Origin of the sequence: Bradyrhizobium sp. 930_D9_N1_4, assembly GCF_052076015.1 — a bacterium.
In the GTDB taxonomy this organism is placed as follows: Bacteria; Pseudomonadota; Alphaproteobacteria; order Rhizobiales; family Xanthobacteraceae; genus Bradyrhizobium.
In genome coordinates this window covers 4,731,561-4,747,506 of the sequence record NZ_CP197236.1, presented here as the reverse complement: position 1 = coordinate 4,747,506, position 15,946 = coordinate 4,731,561, and the positions used below count along the sequence as shown (strand labels likewise).

The following is a 15,946-nucleotide window of genomic DNA, read 5'->3' as shown; positions in this document are numbered from 1 at the left end:
ACCCGCGAGGTTGTGCCCGTTCGTCGTCGTTCAGAGATGCGCTTAGTAGACCAGCGTCGCGCCGGTCGGCTTGTCGAGCGCGGCGGCGAGCGAACGATATTCGGAGCTGTCGGCGCCGGCGAGCGAAGCGATCTTATTCAGATGATACTGCGCCTGTTCGCGGTTGCCCTGCTCGAGCTGCCAGAGGCCGTAATACTGCCAGGTGCGGACGTGGTTCGGATCGTCCTTCAGCGCCAGCTCGTAATAGACCTTCGACGATTGGTAATCGCCGAGCTTGCGATAGGAATAACCGATCAAATTGGCGACGTCGGCGACGTCGTCGCGCTTGAGCGACTTCAGCTGGCCGATCGCGCCGGTGTAGTCGTGGTTGTCGTAGATCGTGGTGTAGGCGGTGCGATAGGCCGCGAGGAATTTGGGATCGCTGACGGAGGAGCTTTTCTTCTTCTTTTCTTTCTTGGTCGAGGTGTCCGACTTCGGCGGCGAGGGCTCGTCGCTGCCCGCGGCATAGGCGCTGGTCAGAACCGGCCCGGCTGCCAGCGTCATGGAAACGAGTCCCGGCACCAGAAGCATTGAGAGTCTGCGCATCTAAGTTCTCCCGTATGGAACGTGGCGATCCTACACGATTGCCCAAAGACCGGAACACCCATCCGGTAAAAACATTCCCGCTCCGCGGGTGGATGACAAACTTGTCATCGAGATGAATGGAAGCTGCCAGCCGGCTTCAGAATGGGTTCAGCGCGACACGCCTAGGCTCACACCCACGATCGAAGAGCTGGCGAGAGGGCGCCGCCTCAAGATCCTTCCAAGAGGAGACACACCATGTTGAAGACCATTTCCGCCGCCTTGCTCGCCGCCTCCGTGATCGCAGCCCCGGCCTTCGCAGCCGAGACCGCCAAGACCACCACGACCGCGCCGGTGATCAAGGCGGACCAGAGCCAGACCAAGGCGACCACCGCCGCGAAACCCGACACCGCCGTCAAGGCTCCCGAGGTCAAGGCTTCTGACGCAAAGGGTGCTGCCGACGTCAAGGCGGACGCCAAGGTGGACAGCAAGTCGAAGGCGATGAACGCCAACGCGGCCGTGACACCCGACGAGCACAAGACCGTGCGCACGCATCGCAGCCACCACAAGCACCTGTCGGCCAAGAAGTCGCTGAAGGCGCAGCCTGACGTGACCAAGCCGGTGACCACCGACAAGCGCAGCTAACGACTGGTCCCGCGCGGCGGCATCCCGCATTGCCCCGCCGCCGCGTGCGGAATCCAGGCCCGGCCCGTTCGTCATACCCGTGCGAAAGCGCGAGGTGCTGACGGCGGGCCGGTGCTGCGAGCGAATTCCCTGCAGATCGCGACCACAAACAAAAAATGCGAAAACAACCCCATGCACAGTAGCCGGCGACCGATGAATCAATGGCTTGACGGACGTGCGCGTTTGCGGATTTTACGAATCCGTTGACTCGTCGGGCAAAACACCTCTAGACATGCATCATTGCAAACCTTGGGGCTGGAACATCTCCGAGTCGATCGAGCGGAGAGCGCGACCTGTGGCGCGATTAGCGAAACGTGCGATGATCCTGGTGTTGCCGTTGGCGCTCGCGGCATGCTTTGGCAGCGACGGCGACCGGCCATCTCTGTTGGGCGGGAGCCAGGCCGGCGGGCCGCAGCCGTTTCCCGACAATTTCCGCAGCGACACGCTGGCCTTGATGCGCAGCTATCTGAACAACCCCGTCGGGGTGCGCGAGGCCAGCATGGCCGAGCCGGTGCAGCGTGAGGTGGGCGGGCGACAGTTCTATGTGAGCTGCCTGCGCTTCACCCCGCGCGAGACCGACGGCAGCTACAGGGGCGGGGCGCGCGAGCGCGCGGTGGTCTTCGTCAACGGCCGGGCGGATCGCGTCGTCGACCGCGCCAGCGAGCTCTGCGCCGGTGCGGTTTACGCACCCTTTCCGGAATTGGAAAAGATGACGCGGTAGGGCAAAGCCCGCCTTCATCGCCCGGTGGTAGACCTCGGGCGCCTGAGCCGTCGGATCACATTTCGGGGAGCTTTGAACGGGGCAGTTCCGCCTTGCGACAGATTGTTACGGAAGGCCTTGCGGCAACGGCAAAATCTGTTGGCGCAAGCAGACGTGACGGAACAAAATCGCGATGTTGCCGCCCCGTCACAGTTGCGAACGATCAACGTTCCGGCATCGCCGCGAAGCAACCCAATTCACGCCACGTTGTTTCCTGAGTGTCGTAAATGAAAGAACGGGGATGATCATGAAGAAGATTTTGCTGGGCGCAGTCGCGCTGTTGGCGCTGGCAGGGCCGGCGGCTGCGGCCGACATGCAGGCGCGCACCTACACCAAGGCCCCGGCCTATACGCCGCCGCAGGTCATCTACAACTGGACCGGTTTCTACATCGGCGGCCATGTCGGCGGTGCCTTTGCCGGCGACAGCAGCTTCCAGTCCAGCGACGCCCGCTTCATGGGCGGCGTGCAGGGCGGCTTCGACTACCAGTTCGCCCCGAATTGGGTGGTGGGTATCGAGGCGCAGTACTCCTGGCTGCCGACCAGCAACAGCGGCGTCACATTCCCGCTGGGTACGCAGGTGACCTCCAACACCGACCAGATCGGGTCGGTGACCGGCCGGCTCGGCTACACCTGGGGCCCGGCACTCCTCTACGCCAAGGGCGGTTACGCCTGGCGCAACGGCGGCCTCGGCGTGAACGTCGCCGGCGTGGCGCAGCCCTTCACCGCCACCGGCAACAGCAAGGACGGCTACACCGTCGGCGCCGGCCTGGAATACATGTTCGCGCCGAACTGGTCGGCCAAGGCCGAGTACCAGTATTACAACTTCGGCAGCACCACGATCACCTCCGGCCCGGTCGACGTCGTCGGCGTTCGAGGTCGGGAGGACGAGCATACCGTCAAGGTCGGTGTGAACTATCGCTTCGGCTGGGGCGGTCCGGCAGCCTCGCGCTACTGACCCTCCGCCAACGTTCGCGATCTGACAAAGGCCGGCTCCAGCCGGCCTTTCGTTTGTGGGCCTCCCGTTCCGAGCCCTCTTATTTGCTTTGCGTGAACCATCTGGCGCGTCATTTGCAAGCAAATGGTCGGGCGTGCGCTTTCTCACGCGCGTCATGGGACTGGCGTAAAGCAAAAATAATTTTTGCCGCTTACGGAACTCGCGCGCCGGAAAGCGTTATATGAGAATTAGTGGGCTGGTGGGACGACGGACATGCGTATTTTGGTGTCGGCTGGTGTGCTCTCGTGCTTCATTTCCTTGCCGTGCTCTGCACAGACAATCCTCAAGTCCGAGCCTCTGATGCTGGCACCCTATGAGGTTGCCTTCGTCAAGGATGCCTCCTGCCCATCGGGCAAGGTTCTGAAGGTGACAGGCGCGATCCGCGGGCTGCACCGCCGGAAGGCCTGCGTGGTCATCGCCGGTGAGCAGGCGTCGCTAGCGACCGCGACCCCCTGAGATCCGTTGAGGGTCGTCAGGCCTGCCGGCTTGGCCTCAGGCATTTAGCCTCAGGAATTCAGCTCTAGCTCCATCCTGGACTGCCGTTCAGCCTCCGCCTTGTTCCTGGCGGGGTCCTCACCCTGGGCTGCCCGGCAGGGCTTGATCTCGTAGTCGTTGTCGAGCACCCGGCGTGGCCCGTGACGTTCGTCGTCGGTGCTGAGATCCACCACGAGCCCGCTTTGTTGCGCAAGCTTCCAGATATCGGCCTCATCGGGGTAGGCCTTGCTGATTTGGGCGTCGTTGCAGAACAGGGCGTAGGGCATTCTTTCCGCTCCGGGAAAGCGCGTTAACGAGTTGAGGGAACGAGTGTTCCGGGTCGATCACGGCGGCGTGATCAAGAGGCCGGGGGAGCGGGCCCTGAGTCCTTAACGAGACCTGAATCCCCGAAAAAAGAATCCCCGGGACTCATTTGCCGGAATCAGCGGATGTTTCCGGCCATGACGACCGACCTCAAAACCTGCTGCGGGCACATGCTGTTGCCACTGACGCTGGCACTGTTCGGCGCCTGTGCGGCCAATCTCTGGCTGGTGTGGTCCTGGTTGTAGCTGCCTGACCAAACCCGCCGGACTTACTCGTCGGCTGGCGGACGGAGAGACGGGTCGCGGATCGCGGCCCGAAGTCTGGTCAGGGTGGCCGCGCAATACTCCTCGCGCTCCCGTTCGAACCGCTCCTGATGCTTGCGGAAATTGGCGATGCGGCCCTGCATCTCGGAGCGGAAATCGCCGCTTGTTCGCGGCGGGGAGATCTTGACGGGTGGGGGCGGCAAGACCGCCTGTGGCGGGTCGATCTCGACCGTGAAAGTCTCGACGGCAAGGGTTTCGACGACGAGGGTCTCGACCTTCAGGGCCTCAACCTTCAGGGCCTCAACCTTGGAGGTCTCGACGGTGACGATGTTCACCGGGACGTCCGGCGCAGCCATCGGGGGCTCCGGCGGATGGAGGCTCCCCTTTTTGCCGGTGACCGATTGGACGAAGGCCATTGTCTGCGCGATCAGTGCGTCGCGCTCGCTGATCCACTTCATGGTCCACCCTCTGTTGGAGCTATTCCAGCAAAGCTGGCCGGCCGAATCAAGGAGGTGTCCCGCTGGGGATTGCATATTTTTCCCGCTCGCCCGAGAGTGAGGGATGGATGCCAAGACAGACCAGTCCGAGTCCGAGGAAGCGCAGGGCCTGAGGCTCGTCCGCGTATTCCTGTTGCTGTCGCCCGGCAAGCGGGCGGAGGTGATTGCGTTCGTCGAAGAATTGGCGCGAGCCCAAGGCAGGCCCGAAGCGCCCAACGAGGGCCTGTCGCGGTGAACGCTATCGCTCGCGCGGATTGACGTTCGGCACGAAGCGCGCCCCGACCACCCGGACCGGCTCGGGAGCGGAGGCATCAACGGCTCTGCTATAGGCGACCTGCTTCTCGGCGGGTTGCCAGACGACCGGCTCCAGCAGCGTAAACGTGCCAGCCACGAGGGTGCAGCAAAGCGTCACCGCCCCCAACAGAAACATGTTTCGATTTTCTTCTCTGATCCGCATGAAGCAAAGAACGATTGACGCGGACGATTGGTTCCGGAGCCGCTAAAGTCTGGCCAATGCTGCCAAAAGCGGCTGAAGCTTACGTGAAGCTTACGTCCATGCCGCAAACGGTTATTTTCCCGTAAGCAACAAGCCACATTTGCTATCAAATTTTAACGTCCGCCGGTTCCAATGGCGTCGCTGAGACTGCTTCGGTCACTGGAGACCGAAAAAATCATTGGGCTGCTGACATGAGCTTTTTGAACAATTTGAAGATCGTCTGGAAGGTCGCGCTGATCGTGGCCGTGATGGGATGCGCGATGGTCGCCGTCGCCGCCTTCGGCACCCGCGAACTCACCGCGACGGTCGATGGCTTCAGCGAGCTCGCCGCCTCGCAATCCTCCGCGCTCAACCTGACCCGCGCCCAGCGCCGTGCCGAGACCTATCACGCGGCGCTCTACGCGGTCTTCACCGAGGCGACGGAGGCGGGCAACGCCGGCCGCCTCAAGACCGCGACGCAGAACCGCGACGAAATCCGCCAATATCTCGATGCGGCGGAGCAGGACGATCCGTCGCGCACGAGCCAGATCAAGAGCATCAGCGATCAGTTGAAGGGGGTATTCGCCGGCTGCGATCCGGTCCTGAAGGTCGGCTCGCAGGCGAGCAGCCCGGAAGAGAACGCCAAGGCGGCTGAACGGGCGCACAAGGAGTGCGATCCGGTGATGGATGCGGCCCTGGCGCGTATCGCCCAGTTCGTGAGCGAAACGGCACAGTTGGTGGCGAAGCGCAAGGAGGCCATCAACCGCGACGCCCAATCCGCGACCTGGACCGTGATCGGCGTCAGCGCCGGCGGCCTGCTTGTCGGCATCGCGATTGCGCTGTTCATCGGCCTCAAGGCGATGTCGCAGCCGATCGCCCGCCTCAAGCTCGCCATGGAAGGCCTGGCCCGCAACGATCTCAAGATCGATGTGCCCGAGAAGGATCGTAGCGACGAGATCGGCGACATGGCCAAGACCGTCGAAATTTTCAAGACCAACGGCCTCGAGGTCGAGCGCCTCAAGGCCGCCCAGCTCGAGACCGAGAAGCTGGCCGCCGAGCAGCGCAAGCGTGACATGGTCAACCTCGCCGACGGTTTTGAACGTGCGGTCGGCGAGATCATCGAGACAGTAGGCTCGGCCTCCACCGAGCTCGAGGCGTCGTCCTCGACGCTGGCCACCACCGCACAGCGCGCGCAGGAGCTGACGTCGGTCGTCGTAATGGCGTCAGGCGAAGCCACCGGCAACGTCCAGTCGGTTGCGACCGCCACGGAAGAGCTGTCCTCGTCGGTCAACGAGATCAGCCGGCAGGTTCAGGAATCGGCGCGGATGGCGGGCGAAGCCGTCACCCAGGCGCGCACCACGACCGAGCGCGTCAGCGAGCTCTCGGTCGCGGCCACCCGCATCGGCGACGTCGTCGAGCTGATCAACACCATTGCCGGCCAGACCAACCTTCTGGCGTTGAATGCCACGATCGAGGCGGCACGTGCCGGCGAGGCCGGCCGCGGTTTCGCGGTCGTCGCCTCCGAGGTGAAGACGCTGGCCGAGCAGACCGCGAAGGCGACCGGCGAGATCAGCCTGCAGATTTCCGGGATTCAGACCGCGACCCAGGAATCCGTCAATGCGATCCGCGACATCTCCGCGACGATCGAGCGGTTGTCAGAGGTGTCCTCGACCATCGCCGCCGCCGTCGAGGAGCAGGGCGCCGCGACCCAGGAGATCTCGCGCAACGTGCAGCAGGCTGCTCACGGCACCCAGCAGGTCTCCACCAACATCACCGACGTGCAGCGCGGCGCGGCCGAGACCGGCTCGGCCTCCTCGCAGGTGCTCTCGACCGCGAAGATGCTCGCGACCGACAGCAACCGGCTGAAGGACGAAGTCGGAAAATTCCTGCGCACGGTACGTGCCGCGTAAGTCTGCTCGGCGGCATCCGTCCGCCGCGCCGCTGGCGTTACAGTGCCAGCAGAAATCCCATTGCGATTGCGAACAGCACGGCCGTCACGACGACGGCCGTAACTGCACCGGCGACCATCTTGGTCTTTTCCCTGGCGGTGGTGGGGCGCATGCAGCCTGCATGCTACCTCATGTTGAACTTCGGTCCAATCTGTGGTCAGTAGCCGTCCCCGCGAGGCAAGCGGCCAACATCATTTCCGAAGGCCACCCCATGAATGAGGATGTCAGCGACGGCTGGTCCGCGTCCGCGACCGCCTGGATCGTCGAGCAGGGCGACGAGGGCGACTACGGCCGCCGCTTCGTGCTGGACGCGCCGATGCGCGAGCGCATCGAAGGACGCGGTTTCCGCAATGCGCTCGATGTCGGCTGCGGGGAGGGGCGCTTCTGCCGCATCATGCAGCGCGCCGGCATCCGCACCACCGGCATCGATCCCACCGAGGCGCTGCATGCGCGCGCCAGGGAGCTGGACCCCAACGGCGACTACCGGCTCGGCCGCGCCGAGACGATGGATTTCGATGCGGAGTTCGATCTGGTCGTCAGCTATCTCAGCCTGATCGACATGCCTGATCTCGTTACGGCGATCGCGAAAATGGCGACGGCGCTGCGCCCGGGCGGCACGCTGCTGATCGCCAATTTGACCAGCTTCAATACCGCAGGCCCGCCCGAAGGCTGGACGCGCGACGGCGACGGCGCCCTGCGCTTCCCCATCGATCATTACATGGAGGAACGCGCGACCTGGGTGAGCTGGCGTGGCATCCGGGTCCTGAACTGGCACCGTCCGCTCAGCACCTACATGACACTGCTGCTCGATCACGGACTGCAATTGCGCTCGTTCATCGAACCGAAGCCCGTGGGCGGTGACCCCGACAGGAACGCGCGCCATCTCCGGGTGCCATATTTCCACATCATGGAGTGGCAGAAACCGACGTGAGGAAGATTCCGGACGCGATGCTTCGCATGTAAGCTGAGCTCGCAACGGAGTTCTGACGTGAGCCGCGCCCCATGACCGCCAAACGTCCTCCCGTGCTCGCCCATGAGCGGTTCGTCGCCGACCGCGAGAACTTTGCGGGTCTCGATCTCGCCGCGCGGTTCGCGCGGATCCAGCAGACTAATCTGTGGGGCGCGGCCACGTCGGTTTCCGGCCTCGGCTCGGAGGACCCGGCGACGGCCGCGATCCGGGAGGAGCTCCCTCCGTTGCTGCGGCAGCTCGGCGCGCGCTCGCTGCTCGATGCGCCCTGCGGCGATGCCGGTTGGATCGGCCGCATGAAGCTCGATGTCGATTACACCGGCATCGACATCGTGCCGTCGCTGATCGAAGCCAACAACCAGCGCGTGGCGCGCGGCGAGGTGTCTGGCCGGTTTGTCATGGCCGACATCACGCGCGATGCGCTGCCGCCTGCCGATGTGATCCTGTGCCGGGACTGCCTGGTTCATCTGAGCTTCGACAACATCGCCTGCGCCGTCGCAAATTTTCGTGCGAGCGGAGCCCGCTTCCTGCTCGTCACGACGTTCCCCGAATGGGACGCAAATCGCGATTGCGAGGACGGCGACTGGCGTGCGCTCAACATGGAGCGGGCGCCGTTCAACTGGCCCGTGCCGCGTGCTTTGATCAACGAGCGTTGCGAGGAGGGCGGCGGCGGCTGGCGCGACAAGAGCCTCGGGCTGTGGCGGCTGGATGAATTGCCCGATCGCGCCCGCATGACCACGGCGATGTGACAGGCGCAGGCGGAAAGTCCCGTTGCTTCGATCACGGCGGTCGCTGTACACTTCTGGTTGTGTAAAATCATCGCGCATTGCGACGACGATGCCGGAGCACGCCATGAGGCCGAGTGTTGTCGTAGCCGCCCTGTTGATGTGGTGCTCCGCGCCGGCACTGGCGCAGCAGAACGGCGCCGCGCTCTACGCGATGCACTGCGCGCAATGTCACGATGGCGGCGATTCCCAAAGCCGTGCGCCCGCGCGCGGCGCCATGCAGGCGATGTCGTTCGATCATGTGCTGGGGGCGTTGACCGCCGGCAGCATGGCTGCGATGGCGAAGGACCGCAGCGACCTCGAGCGCCGCGCGATCGCGTCTTTTGTCACCGGCAAGGCCGCGACCGGTGCCAGCGCGAGCGATGCGGAAGGCCGCTGCACGCGAGAGGCCCGCGGCTTTCCGCAACCGCTCGACGGCCCGCGCTGGAACGGATGGGGCGTCGATCTCGCCAACAGCCGCTTCCAGCCGGCCGACATGGCGGGGCTGACGGCCGAGCAGGTGCCGCGCCTGCGGCTGAAATGGGCCTATGCCTTTCCCGGCGCCTCGCTGTCCTTTGCGCCGCCGACTGTCGCAGGCGGCCTGTTGTTCATCGGCGGCACCGACCGCAAGGTGCACGCGCTCGACGCGCGCAGCGGCTGCACGGTGTGGACGCTCGCGATCGATGCCGCGGTGCGCGCGGCGATCAGTTTCGCGCCGCTTCCCGGCTCCGATCAGTTCGCGATCTTCTTCGGCGATTTGCGCGCCAACGCCTATGCCGTGAACGCGCTGACCGGCGCGCTGATCTGGAAAACCAGGGTCGAGGAGCATCCGGGGGCGCGCATCACCGGCGCGCCGGTGCTGCATGACGGTGTGCTTTACGTGCCGGTGTCCTCGCTCGAGGAAGCCTCGGGCTCGCAACCCTCTTATGAATGCTGCACCTTCCGCGGCAGCGTGGTGGCGCTGGAGGCCGCGACCGGCAAGGCGGTGTGGCAGGCCTATACGATCCCCGAAGCGCCGCATCCGACCGACAAGAATGCGAGGGGGACGCAGCTCTATGGTCCCTCCGGTGCCGCGATATGGTCGGCGCCGACGATCGACGTGAAGCGAAATGCGATCTATGTCGCGACCAGCAATTCCTATTCGAACCCGCCGTCCGCCATGAGCGACGCGATCCTTGCCTACGATCTTGCGACGGGAAAGCTGCTCTGGAAGCAGCAGGCCACGCCGAAAGATGCTTTCGTCGTGGCGTGCTTCACCGCAGACAGGACCAATTGCCCCGACGAGCACGGGCCCGATCACGATTTCGGCCAGTCGCCGATCCTGGTGACCTTGCGCGACGGCAAGCGCGTGCTCGCCATCGCGCAGAAATCCGGCGTCGTGCATGCGCTCGATCCCGACGACGGCGGCAAGATCCTGTGGCAGACGCGCATCGGGAAGGGCGGTGCGCTCGGTGGCAGCGAATGGGGCTCGGCCGCGGATGGGGACCGCATCTATGTCGCGAACTCCGACGTGCGTTTCAGGCGCGACGGCTCGCGGCAGCTCGACCCGACGCAGGGCGGCGGCCTGTTCGGCCTCGATCTCGCCAGCGGGAAAGTCGTGATGGAGGTAGCGCCGGTCGCCTGCGGTGATCGCCTGCAATGCAGCCCCGCGCTGTCGGCGGCGGTGAGCCTGATCCCTGGCATCGTGTTCTCCGGCGGCGTCAGCGGCTTCCTGCGTGCCTATGCGACCGACGGCAAGCTGCTCTGGGAGTTCGACACCGCGCAGGACTACAAGGCTGTGAATGGCGTGGCGGCACATGGCGGGGCGATCGACGGTCCCGGGCCGGTCATTGCCGGCGGCATGGTCTACACCAATTCCGGCTACGGCCAGTGGAGCGGGGTTGCCGGCAACGTGCTGCTGGCGTTCGAGGCGGGGACGGAGTGAGGGCTCAACGCGGCGGCTTGGGGCATGGCAGCACCAGCACCATGGCCGCGGGTTGCCTGATCACGCTCTCGACCGCGACCGCGATCTGCGTGCTGTATTCGGCGCTGATGACGCCCGCCATGTACTCGCTGCGGGCGTAGGCGATCACGACGCCGCCGGACAATTCCGCGCAACGAAAGCCCTGAAGGTAGGTGTCGTATGTCTTGGCACCGAGGATGAAATTGAGCTTGGCTTGAATGGCGAGGTCTTCGTGATCGGTCAAAATGGGCATGCACGCTCCGACTTCTGCGCTTCGAGATACGGATTGGGTCGACGTGCGTTGTGCATGAGGCCCATGCCAATTCCGGGCGGAACAAAATGCCCGGCAGCCGAAAACACGAGGGATCGGAGTGTGCATGATGATCGATGCCAGATGCAGTTGCGGCGCTGTCGCGCTTTCGCTTCCGGGACCGTCGCGCCTGGTCGTCGCCTGCCACTGCACTGACTGCCAGCGCCGGACCGGTGCGCCGTTCGGCGTCGGTGCCTTCTACGCGGCTGAGGCCGTCACGGTCTCGGGGACGCCGAGGGAGTACGTTCGCGCTGCCGACAGCGGCGGCAAGGTCCGGTCCTATTTTTGTCCGGACTGCGGCTCGACGGTCTATTGGAGAGCCGACAATCTGCCTGACATGATCGGCGTCGCCATCGGCGCGATGGCGGACCCGAATTTTCCGGCTCCCGTCAAATCGGTTTTCGAGCAATCGAAACACGCCTGGGTCGAGATCGCCGGCGCCGAGCATTTCCAACAGGGGAGCGCGGGAAAAAATTCGGGCTGAGAGGTGCGCGTCGAGCGCTGGTGCCGGCTGAGGGGATTGAACCCCCGACCTTCGGTTTACAAAACCGCTGCTCTACCGCTGAGCTAAGCCGGCGACGCTGGGATGCGGGGTAAGGTCCGGCCTGTGCCGGGGCTGTCCGCCCGTGCGCGCCGCAATATCAGACTTGGACGGAAAGTGCCAGAACCTGCGATGGCACTCGCGGGCATGAAACAGGCGGCCCGAAGGCCGCCTGATCCGTCTCGTTCGCGTTAAATCGGCTTACTGGCAGATATGCCGGCGGCCGTCCTCACCCTTGAAGAAGGTACCCGGCTCGCAGACGAAGCCGTTGCGCTGGCCGTAGGTGCGGGTATCCCAGCCGCGATTGTTATCCCAGGAGTTATTCCAGCTATCGTCGGAAGCGTAGCTGTTGTCCCAGGCGCGAGCGGGCGCAGTGGCGATCGCGCCGGCGGTGCCGATCGCGGCGCCGGCCACGCCAGCTGCGACGTCGGTCGGCCAGAACCCGGTGCGGCTCCTGTTCCAGTCGTTATTCCAGTCGCCGTTGCCTTGATTCCAGTCGCCATTGCCTTGGCGATAGCTCACGCGGCGGTTGCGGGTGCCGCTGTCGGGATTGCCCGGGCCCAGATTCTGGCAATTGGCGTTCGGAAATTGTGCCGAGCAGCGCGCCGGATTGTTGATCACCGCCTGCGCCATCGCGGAGCCGGTCACCATGGTCGCTGCGATCGCGGCGGCGCCGAGGAGTTTCATCTTCGTCATTGTTGTCTCCCTTCTGATTGACGGGGAGCTAAACGCTGGAGGCGCTCGACGTTCCGATGAAACAAGGGATTTTCGAGGGCCCGAGGTCAAACAGATGTGAGTGCACGGAACGAGTTCCGGGCGCTGTCACGTGCCGTTAACGCTTTGCTAGCGCGCTTCGCAGCATTCGAGCAGCATCCGATGCTTACGCGTTAGGCTTACTGCAATTTGGTCAGAGGGCCTTAACCCTCTCTCCGTAGCGATCGGATAGGTTGAGCGTCGGATAAACCGGGATCCTTCCATGCGCGCTGTGGCGCTCGCTGCTTTTCTGATCGGACTGCCCGCGACGGCGTTTGCCGGCGGCGGTTTCGATATCGTCGTTCCCGGCCGCCCGGGCGTGCCGATCATCATCAACAACATCGACGCGTCCTACAGCGTGATCGAGGGGGCCTGGGGCCTGGGCAAGAACATCCAGGTGCAGCCCACGATCTATGGCGGGCGCTACATCGCCGAGCGTCAGCCCGAGGACGTCGGCCATTATTATCCGACGATGGGCCTGCGGCCGGGCTATGGCCGGCTCGAGGTCGAGCCGCCTGCGAACCGCAAATTGCCGAAACCCGCCGCGAGCTATCACGAGAGCTGGGGCGCGCAATCGGCGCCGCTGCCGGCGCAGATGGACGTGCCCGTCAATCCGCCGGCGGTGATCCTCGCGCCCGAGATCAACGATCGTCCGCGGCCGCCGCGACCGCGTCCGCATGCACAGGTGCCCGGCAGGCCGCCGGGTTAAGACACGTCAAGATCCAGAACAAAAACCAAAATACGAAAATCAACAGGAGAGAGTAATGCGTCAGATGATTTCGGGACTGGTTGCGGCGGCTGCCGTGATGTTCGTCGCCACCGCGCCCGCCGCGGCGTGCGGCTTCAATCCGTGCCAGCCGGTCGCGCCGGTCTATTCCGGCTGCAACACCGGTTGCGGCGGTTATGGTTATGGCGCCGGCTACGGCGCCTATGAGCGCCTCGCCGAGCCGGCCACGCAATATTACCACGTCAACCAGGGCCCGACCTATACCGGCCCGGGCGCCTTCGCGCCGTATCCGACCTATCGTGAGGACGCGGTCGTTGCGCCCGCCAATTACGGCTACGGCCGCGGGTATGGCTATGGCTACGGCTATGGCCAGGGCCGTGGCTACGGCTATGGCGCCGCCGCCGTCGCTCCCTATCACCGCTCGCACTATCGTCCGTATCGCTACGGCTATGGCCCCCGCGTCGGCTATCTGCCGCGCACGAATTACGGCTACGGCCCGCGCTATGGCTACGCCCCGCGCCACGCGCCGTATTACGGCGGTCACCGCGTGCTGCGCCGCTATTACTGATCTCTGATCAGCTCTGCCAACGAGACGCCCGTCCGCGCCAAGCGGGCGGGCGTTTTGTGTTTTGGATCTTGTTTGGACGCGTTTTCTTTACGCAAACCGGCGTCCACTTCGCTCGAAAACGCTAGCGCTTCATCAATCCCAGTCGGCTGGCGCCAACATAGAGCGACAGCACGGCGGCGTTGGAGACGTTGAGGCTCTTGATCTCGCCGGGCATGTCGAGCCGCGCCACGACGCTGCAGGTCTCGCGCGTCAAACGCCGCAGCCCCGTGCCTTCCGCACCGAGCACCAGCGCGAGCGGCTCGCGCAGCACGACGTCCGAGAGGTCTTCGCTGCCTTCGCTGTCCAGCCCGACGGTCTGGAAGCCGAGCTCGTTCAGCGTGGTCAGTGCGCGGGCGAGATTTTGCACCGTCACCATCGGGACCAGCTCAAGCGCGCCGGAGGCGGCCTTGGCGAGCACGCCGGTGGCTTCCGGACTGTGGCGTGCGGTGGTGACGATCGCCCTGACGGCGAATGCCGCGGCCGAGCGCAGGATGGCGCCGACATTGTGCGGATCGGTGATCTGGTCGAGCACCAGCACCATGCCGTCCTGCGCCAGGTCCTCGATGTCAGGCGAGGGCAGGGCATCGGCCTCGGCGAGCAGGCCCTGGTGCACGGCATCGGGCGACAACAGGCGGTCGATATCCTGGGGCCGGACGATCTCGGGTGTGACGCGGGTTGCGATGTTCTCGTCCGCAAGCCGCTTGGCGGCGTTCTCAGTCAGCGTCAGCCTGCGGATCTGCCGCCGGGGATTGGCCAGCGCCATGGTGACGGTGTGCCAGCCATAGAGGATGACGGGACCATCGGTCTGCGAATCGCGGTCGCGCCGTGCGGGATGACCGGCCGATTTCCCGGGCCTGTTGAAGGGCTTAGCCCCGCCGCGGGGGCCCCTCGGGGTGAATTTCTTGTCCTTCATGGGCTCGCTTGTGTCACGGGTCCCGGAATATGGCAATTTGGGTGCCTCCGGGGGCGATTTTAGCTGTTCGCCTCGGTTGACTTTGCCCCACCGCATCGCCCATAACCGCGACCGGTCGCGCCCCATCCGGGCTGTTGCGGCCTTCACGTTCCATGGCCGTCTTCGGTCGCCGGCAAGGTCCGGCCCGATTGTGCTGCCGTCGAGCGGGGGAGTGTCCCGAGTGGCAAAGGGAGCTGACTGTAAATCAGCCGCCTTATGGCTTCGCAGGTTCGAGTCCTGCCTCCCCCACCACGCTTCGCCCTTCAGGCTACGCGTGGCGCAGCCACGTAATGCCTGAAGGGCGAAGCGTGGTGTCCGGCGAAGCCCGTAGGGCGAAGACGGACTGAGGCGGACGCGAGCTTCTCACCCCATCATCTCCCGCACCATCGGCACCACTTTGCGCCCGTAGAGCTCGATGCTCTTCATCAGCTTCCCGTGCGGCAAAGGCCCTGCCGAATACTTCAACTGAAAGCGCGAAATACCAAGCGCCTTGGCCGTCTTCGCGATCTTGCGCGCCACGGTTTCCGGCGAACCGACATAGAGCGAGCCGTGCTCGGCTTCGTTGACGAACTCGCCACGACCCATCGGCGGCCAGCCGCGCTCCTTGCCGATGCGGTCGCGCATCGCCTTGTAATCGGGCCACAGCTCTTCGCGCGCCTGTTCGTCCGTCTCGGCGACGTAGCCGGGCGAGTGCACGCCGATCGGCTGCGCGGGGCGGCCGAACTCCTTGAAGGCGCGGTGATAGAGATCGACGAAGGGCGCAAAGCGCGCGGGATCGCCGCCGATGATGGCGAGCATCAAAGGCAGATCGTAATGCGCGGCACGCACCACCGATTGCGGGCTGCCGCCGACGCCGATCCAGGTCTTGAGCCGGCCGTTCTCGACCGGCGGATAGACCAACTGGTCCTTCAGCGGCGGACGCAGCTTGCCTTCCCAGGTCACCGGTTTCTGCGACAACAGCGCCGTGAACAGATCGAGCTTTTCCTCGAACAGCTCTTCGTATTTGCGCAGATCGAAGCCAAACAGCGGAAAGGATTCCGTGAACGAGCCGCGGCCGAGGATCACCTCGGCGCGCCCGTCCGAGAGCGCATCCAACGTCGCAAACCGCTGGAACACGCGGATCGGATCGTCCGAGCTCAACACCGTCACGGCCGAGCCGAGATGGATGCGTTTTGTGCGCGACGCGATCGCAGCCAGCACCGTCTCGGGCGAGGAGATCGCGAAATCTGCGCGGTGGTGCTCGCCGAGCCCGATGAAGTCGAGGCCGACCTCGTCAGCCAGCACGGCTTCGTCGACAACGTTGCGGATCACCTGCGCATGCGGAAGCATGGCGCCGGAGGCGTCCCTGGTGACGTCGCCAAAGGTATCCAGTCCGAATTCGAGCGGTGCGGTCATCGATCAG

Annotated in this window: 20 protein-coding genes and 2 tRNA genes; 13 read left to right on the top strand and 9 right to left on the bottom strand. The window is 64.7% G+C overall.

Annotation, left to right across the window (positions count from 1 at the left end; translation table 11 throughout):
• Window positions 1–42: 42 nt before the first annotated feature.
• A complete protein-coding gene (locus AB7532_RS22605) occupies window positions 43–585 on the bottom strand; it encodes a tetratricopeptide repeat protein (protein ID WP_441236911.1) in 543 nt (180 codons plus the stop codon).
• A gap of 234 nt (window positions 586–819) precedes the next feature.
• Between AB7532_RS22605 and AB7532_RS22600 the strand changes: the two genes are divergently transcribed.
• The 4 genes from AB7532_RS22600 to AB7532_RS22585 all read left to right on the top strand — a co-directional run bounded on the left by AB7532_RS22600 (window position 820) and on the right by AB7532_RS22585 (window position 3,455).
• Entirely contained in the window at window positions 820–1,206 is a 387-nt protein-coding gene (locus tag AB7532_RS22600) for a His-rich protein BRANT (protein WP_441236910.1), read from the top strand.
• Window positions 1,207–1,564: 358 nt separating this feature from the next.
• Window positions 1,565–1,966, top strand: coding sequence for a hypothetical protein (locus AB7532_RS22595; RefSeq protein ID WP_441236909.1), 402 nt, complete (start codon window positions 1,565–1,567; stop codon window positions 1,964–1,966).
• Between the two features lie 286 nt (window positions 1,967–2,252).
• Complete coding sequence (locus AB7532_RS22590) at window positions 2,253–2,960, top strand: outer membrane protein (RefSeq protein WP_441236908.1); 708 nt, start codon at window positions 2,253–2,255, stop codon at window positions 2,958–2,960.
• 252 nt (window positions 2,961–3,212) lie between these two features.
• Window positions 3,213–3,455: a hypothetical protein gene (locus AB7532_RS22585; protein WP_441236907.1), complete on the top strand. Its 243-nt coding sequence runs from the start codon at window positions 3,213–3,215 to the stop codon at window positions 3,453–3,455.
• 50 nt (window positions 3,456–3,505) lie between these two features.
• Here the strand turns inward: AB7532_RS22585 and AB7532_RS22580 are convergent, their stop codons facing one another.
• Together AB7532_RS22580 and AB7532_RS22575 are read right to left on the bottom strand one after the other, a co-directional pair.
• A complete protein-coding gene (locus tag AB7532_RS22580) occupies window positions 3,506–3,760 on the bottom strand; it encodes a hypothetical protein (RefSeq protein WP_441236906.1) in 255 nt (84 codons plus the stop codon).
• Between the two features lie 305 nt (window positions 3,761–4,065).
• Entirely contained in the window at window positions 4,066–4,518 is a 453-nt protein-coding gene (locus AB7532_RS22575; protein WP_441236905.1) for a hypothetical protein, read from the bottom strand.
• A gap of 103 nt (window positions 4,519–4,621) precedes the next feature.
• Between AB7532_RS22575 and AB7532_RS22570 the strand changes: the two genes are divergently transcribed.
• Window positions 4,622–4,792, top strand: a complete 171-nt coding sequence (locus tag AB7532_RS22570) for a hypothetical protein (RefSeq protein ID WP_441236904.1) — start codon at window positions 4,622–4,624, stop codon at window positions 4,790–4,792.
• Between the two features lie 3 nt (window positions 4,793–4,795).
• Here AB7532_RS22570 and AB7532_RS22565 read toward each other — a convergent pair whose 3' ends face one another.
• Complete coding sequence (locus AB7532_RS22565; RefSeq protein WP_441236903.1) at window positions 4,796–4,987, bottom strand: hypothetical protein; 192 nt, start codon at window positions 4,985–4,987, stop codon at window positions 4,796–4,798.
• 257 nt (window positions 4,988–5,244) lie between these two features.
• On the opposite strand from AB7532_RS22565, the gene AB7532_RS22560 reads away from it, so the two are divergent.
• The 4 genes from AB7532_RS22560 (at window position 5,245) to AB7532_RS22545 (ending at window position 10,636) form a co-directional block, all read left to right on the top strand.
• Window positions 5,245–6,942, top strand: coding sequence for a methyl-accepting chemotaxis protein (locus tag AB7532_RS22560; protein ID WP_441236902.1), 1,698 nt, complete (start codon window positions 5,245–5,247; stop codon window positions 6,940–6,942).
• 250 nt (window positions 6,943–7,192) lie between these two features.
• The gene (locus AB7532_RS22555; protein ID WP_441236901.1) at window positions 7,193–7,912 is read left to right on the top strand and encodes a class I SAM-dependent methyltransferase; all 720 of its coding nucleotides are present in this window, start codon (window positions 7,193–7,195) and stop codon (window positions 7,910–7,912) included.
• A 71-nt stretch (window positions 7,913–7,983) separates the two neighbouring features.
• A complete protein-coding gene (locus AB7532_RS22550) occupies window positions 7,984–8,697 on the top strand; it encodes a class I SAM-dependent methyltransferase (protein WP_441236900.1) in 714 nt (237 codons plus the stop codon).
• 103 nt (window positions 8,698–8,800) lie between these two features.
• Window positions 8,801–10,636, top strand: coding sequence for an outer membrane protein assembly factor BamB family protein (locus AB7532_RS22545; protein ID WP_441236899.1), 1,836 nt, complete (start codon window positions 8,801–8,803; stop codon window positions 10,634–10,636).
• Window positions 10,637–10,640: 4 nt separating this feature from the next.
• On the opposite strand, the gene AB7532_RS22540 is transcribed toward AB7532_RS22545, so the two are convergent.
• Window positions 10,641–10,907: a hypothetical protein gene (locus tag AB7532_RS22540; protein WP_441236898.1), complete on the bottom strand. Its 267-nt coding sequence runs from the start codon at window positions 10,905–10,907 to the stop codon at window positions 10,641–10,643.
• A gap of 127 nt (window positions 10,908–11,034) precedes the next feature.
• On the opposite strand from AB7532_RS22540, the gene AB7532_RS22535 reads away from it, so the two are divergent.
• The gene (locus AB7532_RS22535; RefSeq protein WP_441239336.1) at window positions 11,035–11,448 is read left to right on the top strand and encodes a GFA family protein; all 414 of its coding nucleotides are present in this window, start codon (window positions 11,035–11,037) and stop codon (window positions 11,446–11,448) included.
• An 18-nt stretch (window positions 11,449–11,466) separates the two neighbouring features.
• On the opposite strand, the gene AB7532_RS22530 is transcribed toward AB7532_RS22535, so the two are convergent.
• Window positions 11,467–11,541 (bottom strand) — tRNA-Thr (locus AB7532_RS22530).
• A gap of 165 nt (window positions 11,542–11,706) precedes the next feature.
• A complete protein-coding gene (locus tag AB7532_RS22525) occupies window positions 11,707–12,201 on the bottom strand; it encodes a hypothetical protein (RefSeq protein ID WP_441236897.1) in 495 nt (164 codons plus the stop codon).
• A gap of 280 nt (window positions 12,202–12,481) precedes the next feature.
• Here AB7532_RS22525 and AB7532_RS22520 point away from each other — a divergent pair, with 280 nt between their 5' ends.
• Window positions 12,482–12,967: a hypothetical protein gene (locus tag AB7532_RS22520; RefSeq protein WP_441236896.1), complete on the top strand. Its 486-nt coding sequence runs from the start codon at window positions 12,482–12,484 to the stop codon at window positions 12,965–12,967.
• Window positions 12,968–13,022: 55 nt separating this feature from the next.
• The gene (locus AB7532_RS22515; protein ID WP_441236895.1) at window positions 13,023–13,553 is read left to right on the top strand and encodes a hypothetical protein; all 531 of its coding nucleotides are present in this window, start codon (window positions 13,023–13,025) and stop codon (window positions 13,551–13,553) included.
• A 121-nt stretch (window positions 13,554–13,674) separates the two neighbouring features.
• On the opposite strand, the gene rlmB is transcribed toward AB7532_RS22515, so the two are convergent.
• Window positions 13,675–14,505 (bottom strand): 23S rRNA (guanosine(2251)-2'-O)-methyltransferase RlmB, encoded by an 831-nt coding sequence (rlmB, locus tag AB7532_RS22510; protein ID WP_441236894.1) that lies wholly within the window; start codon window positions 14,503–14,505, stop codon window positions 13,675–13,677.
• Window positions 14,506–14,710: 205 nt separating this feature from the next.
• On the opposite strand from rlmB, the gene AB7532_RS22505 reads away from it, so the two are divergent.
• Window positions 14,711–14,796, top strand: a tRNA-Tyr gene (locus tag AB7532_RS22505).
• Window positions 14,797–14,907: 111 nt separating this feature from the next.
• Here AB7532_RS22505 and AB7532_RS22500 read toward each other — a convergent pair.
• Window positions 14,908–15,939 (bottom strand): LLM class flavin-dependent oxidoreductase, encoded by a 1,032-nt coding sequence (locus tag AB7532_RS22500; protein WP_441236893.1) that lies wholly within the window; start codon window positions 15,937–15,939, stop codon window positions 14,908–14,910.
• Window positions 15,940–15,946: the final 7 nt, after the last annotated feature.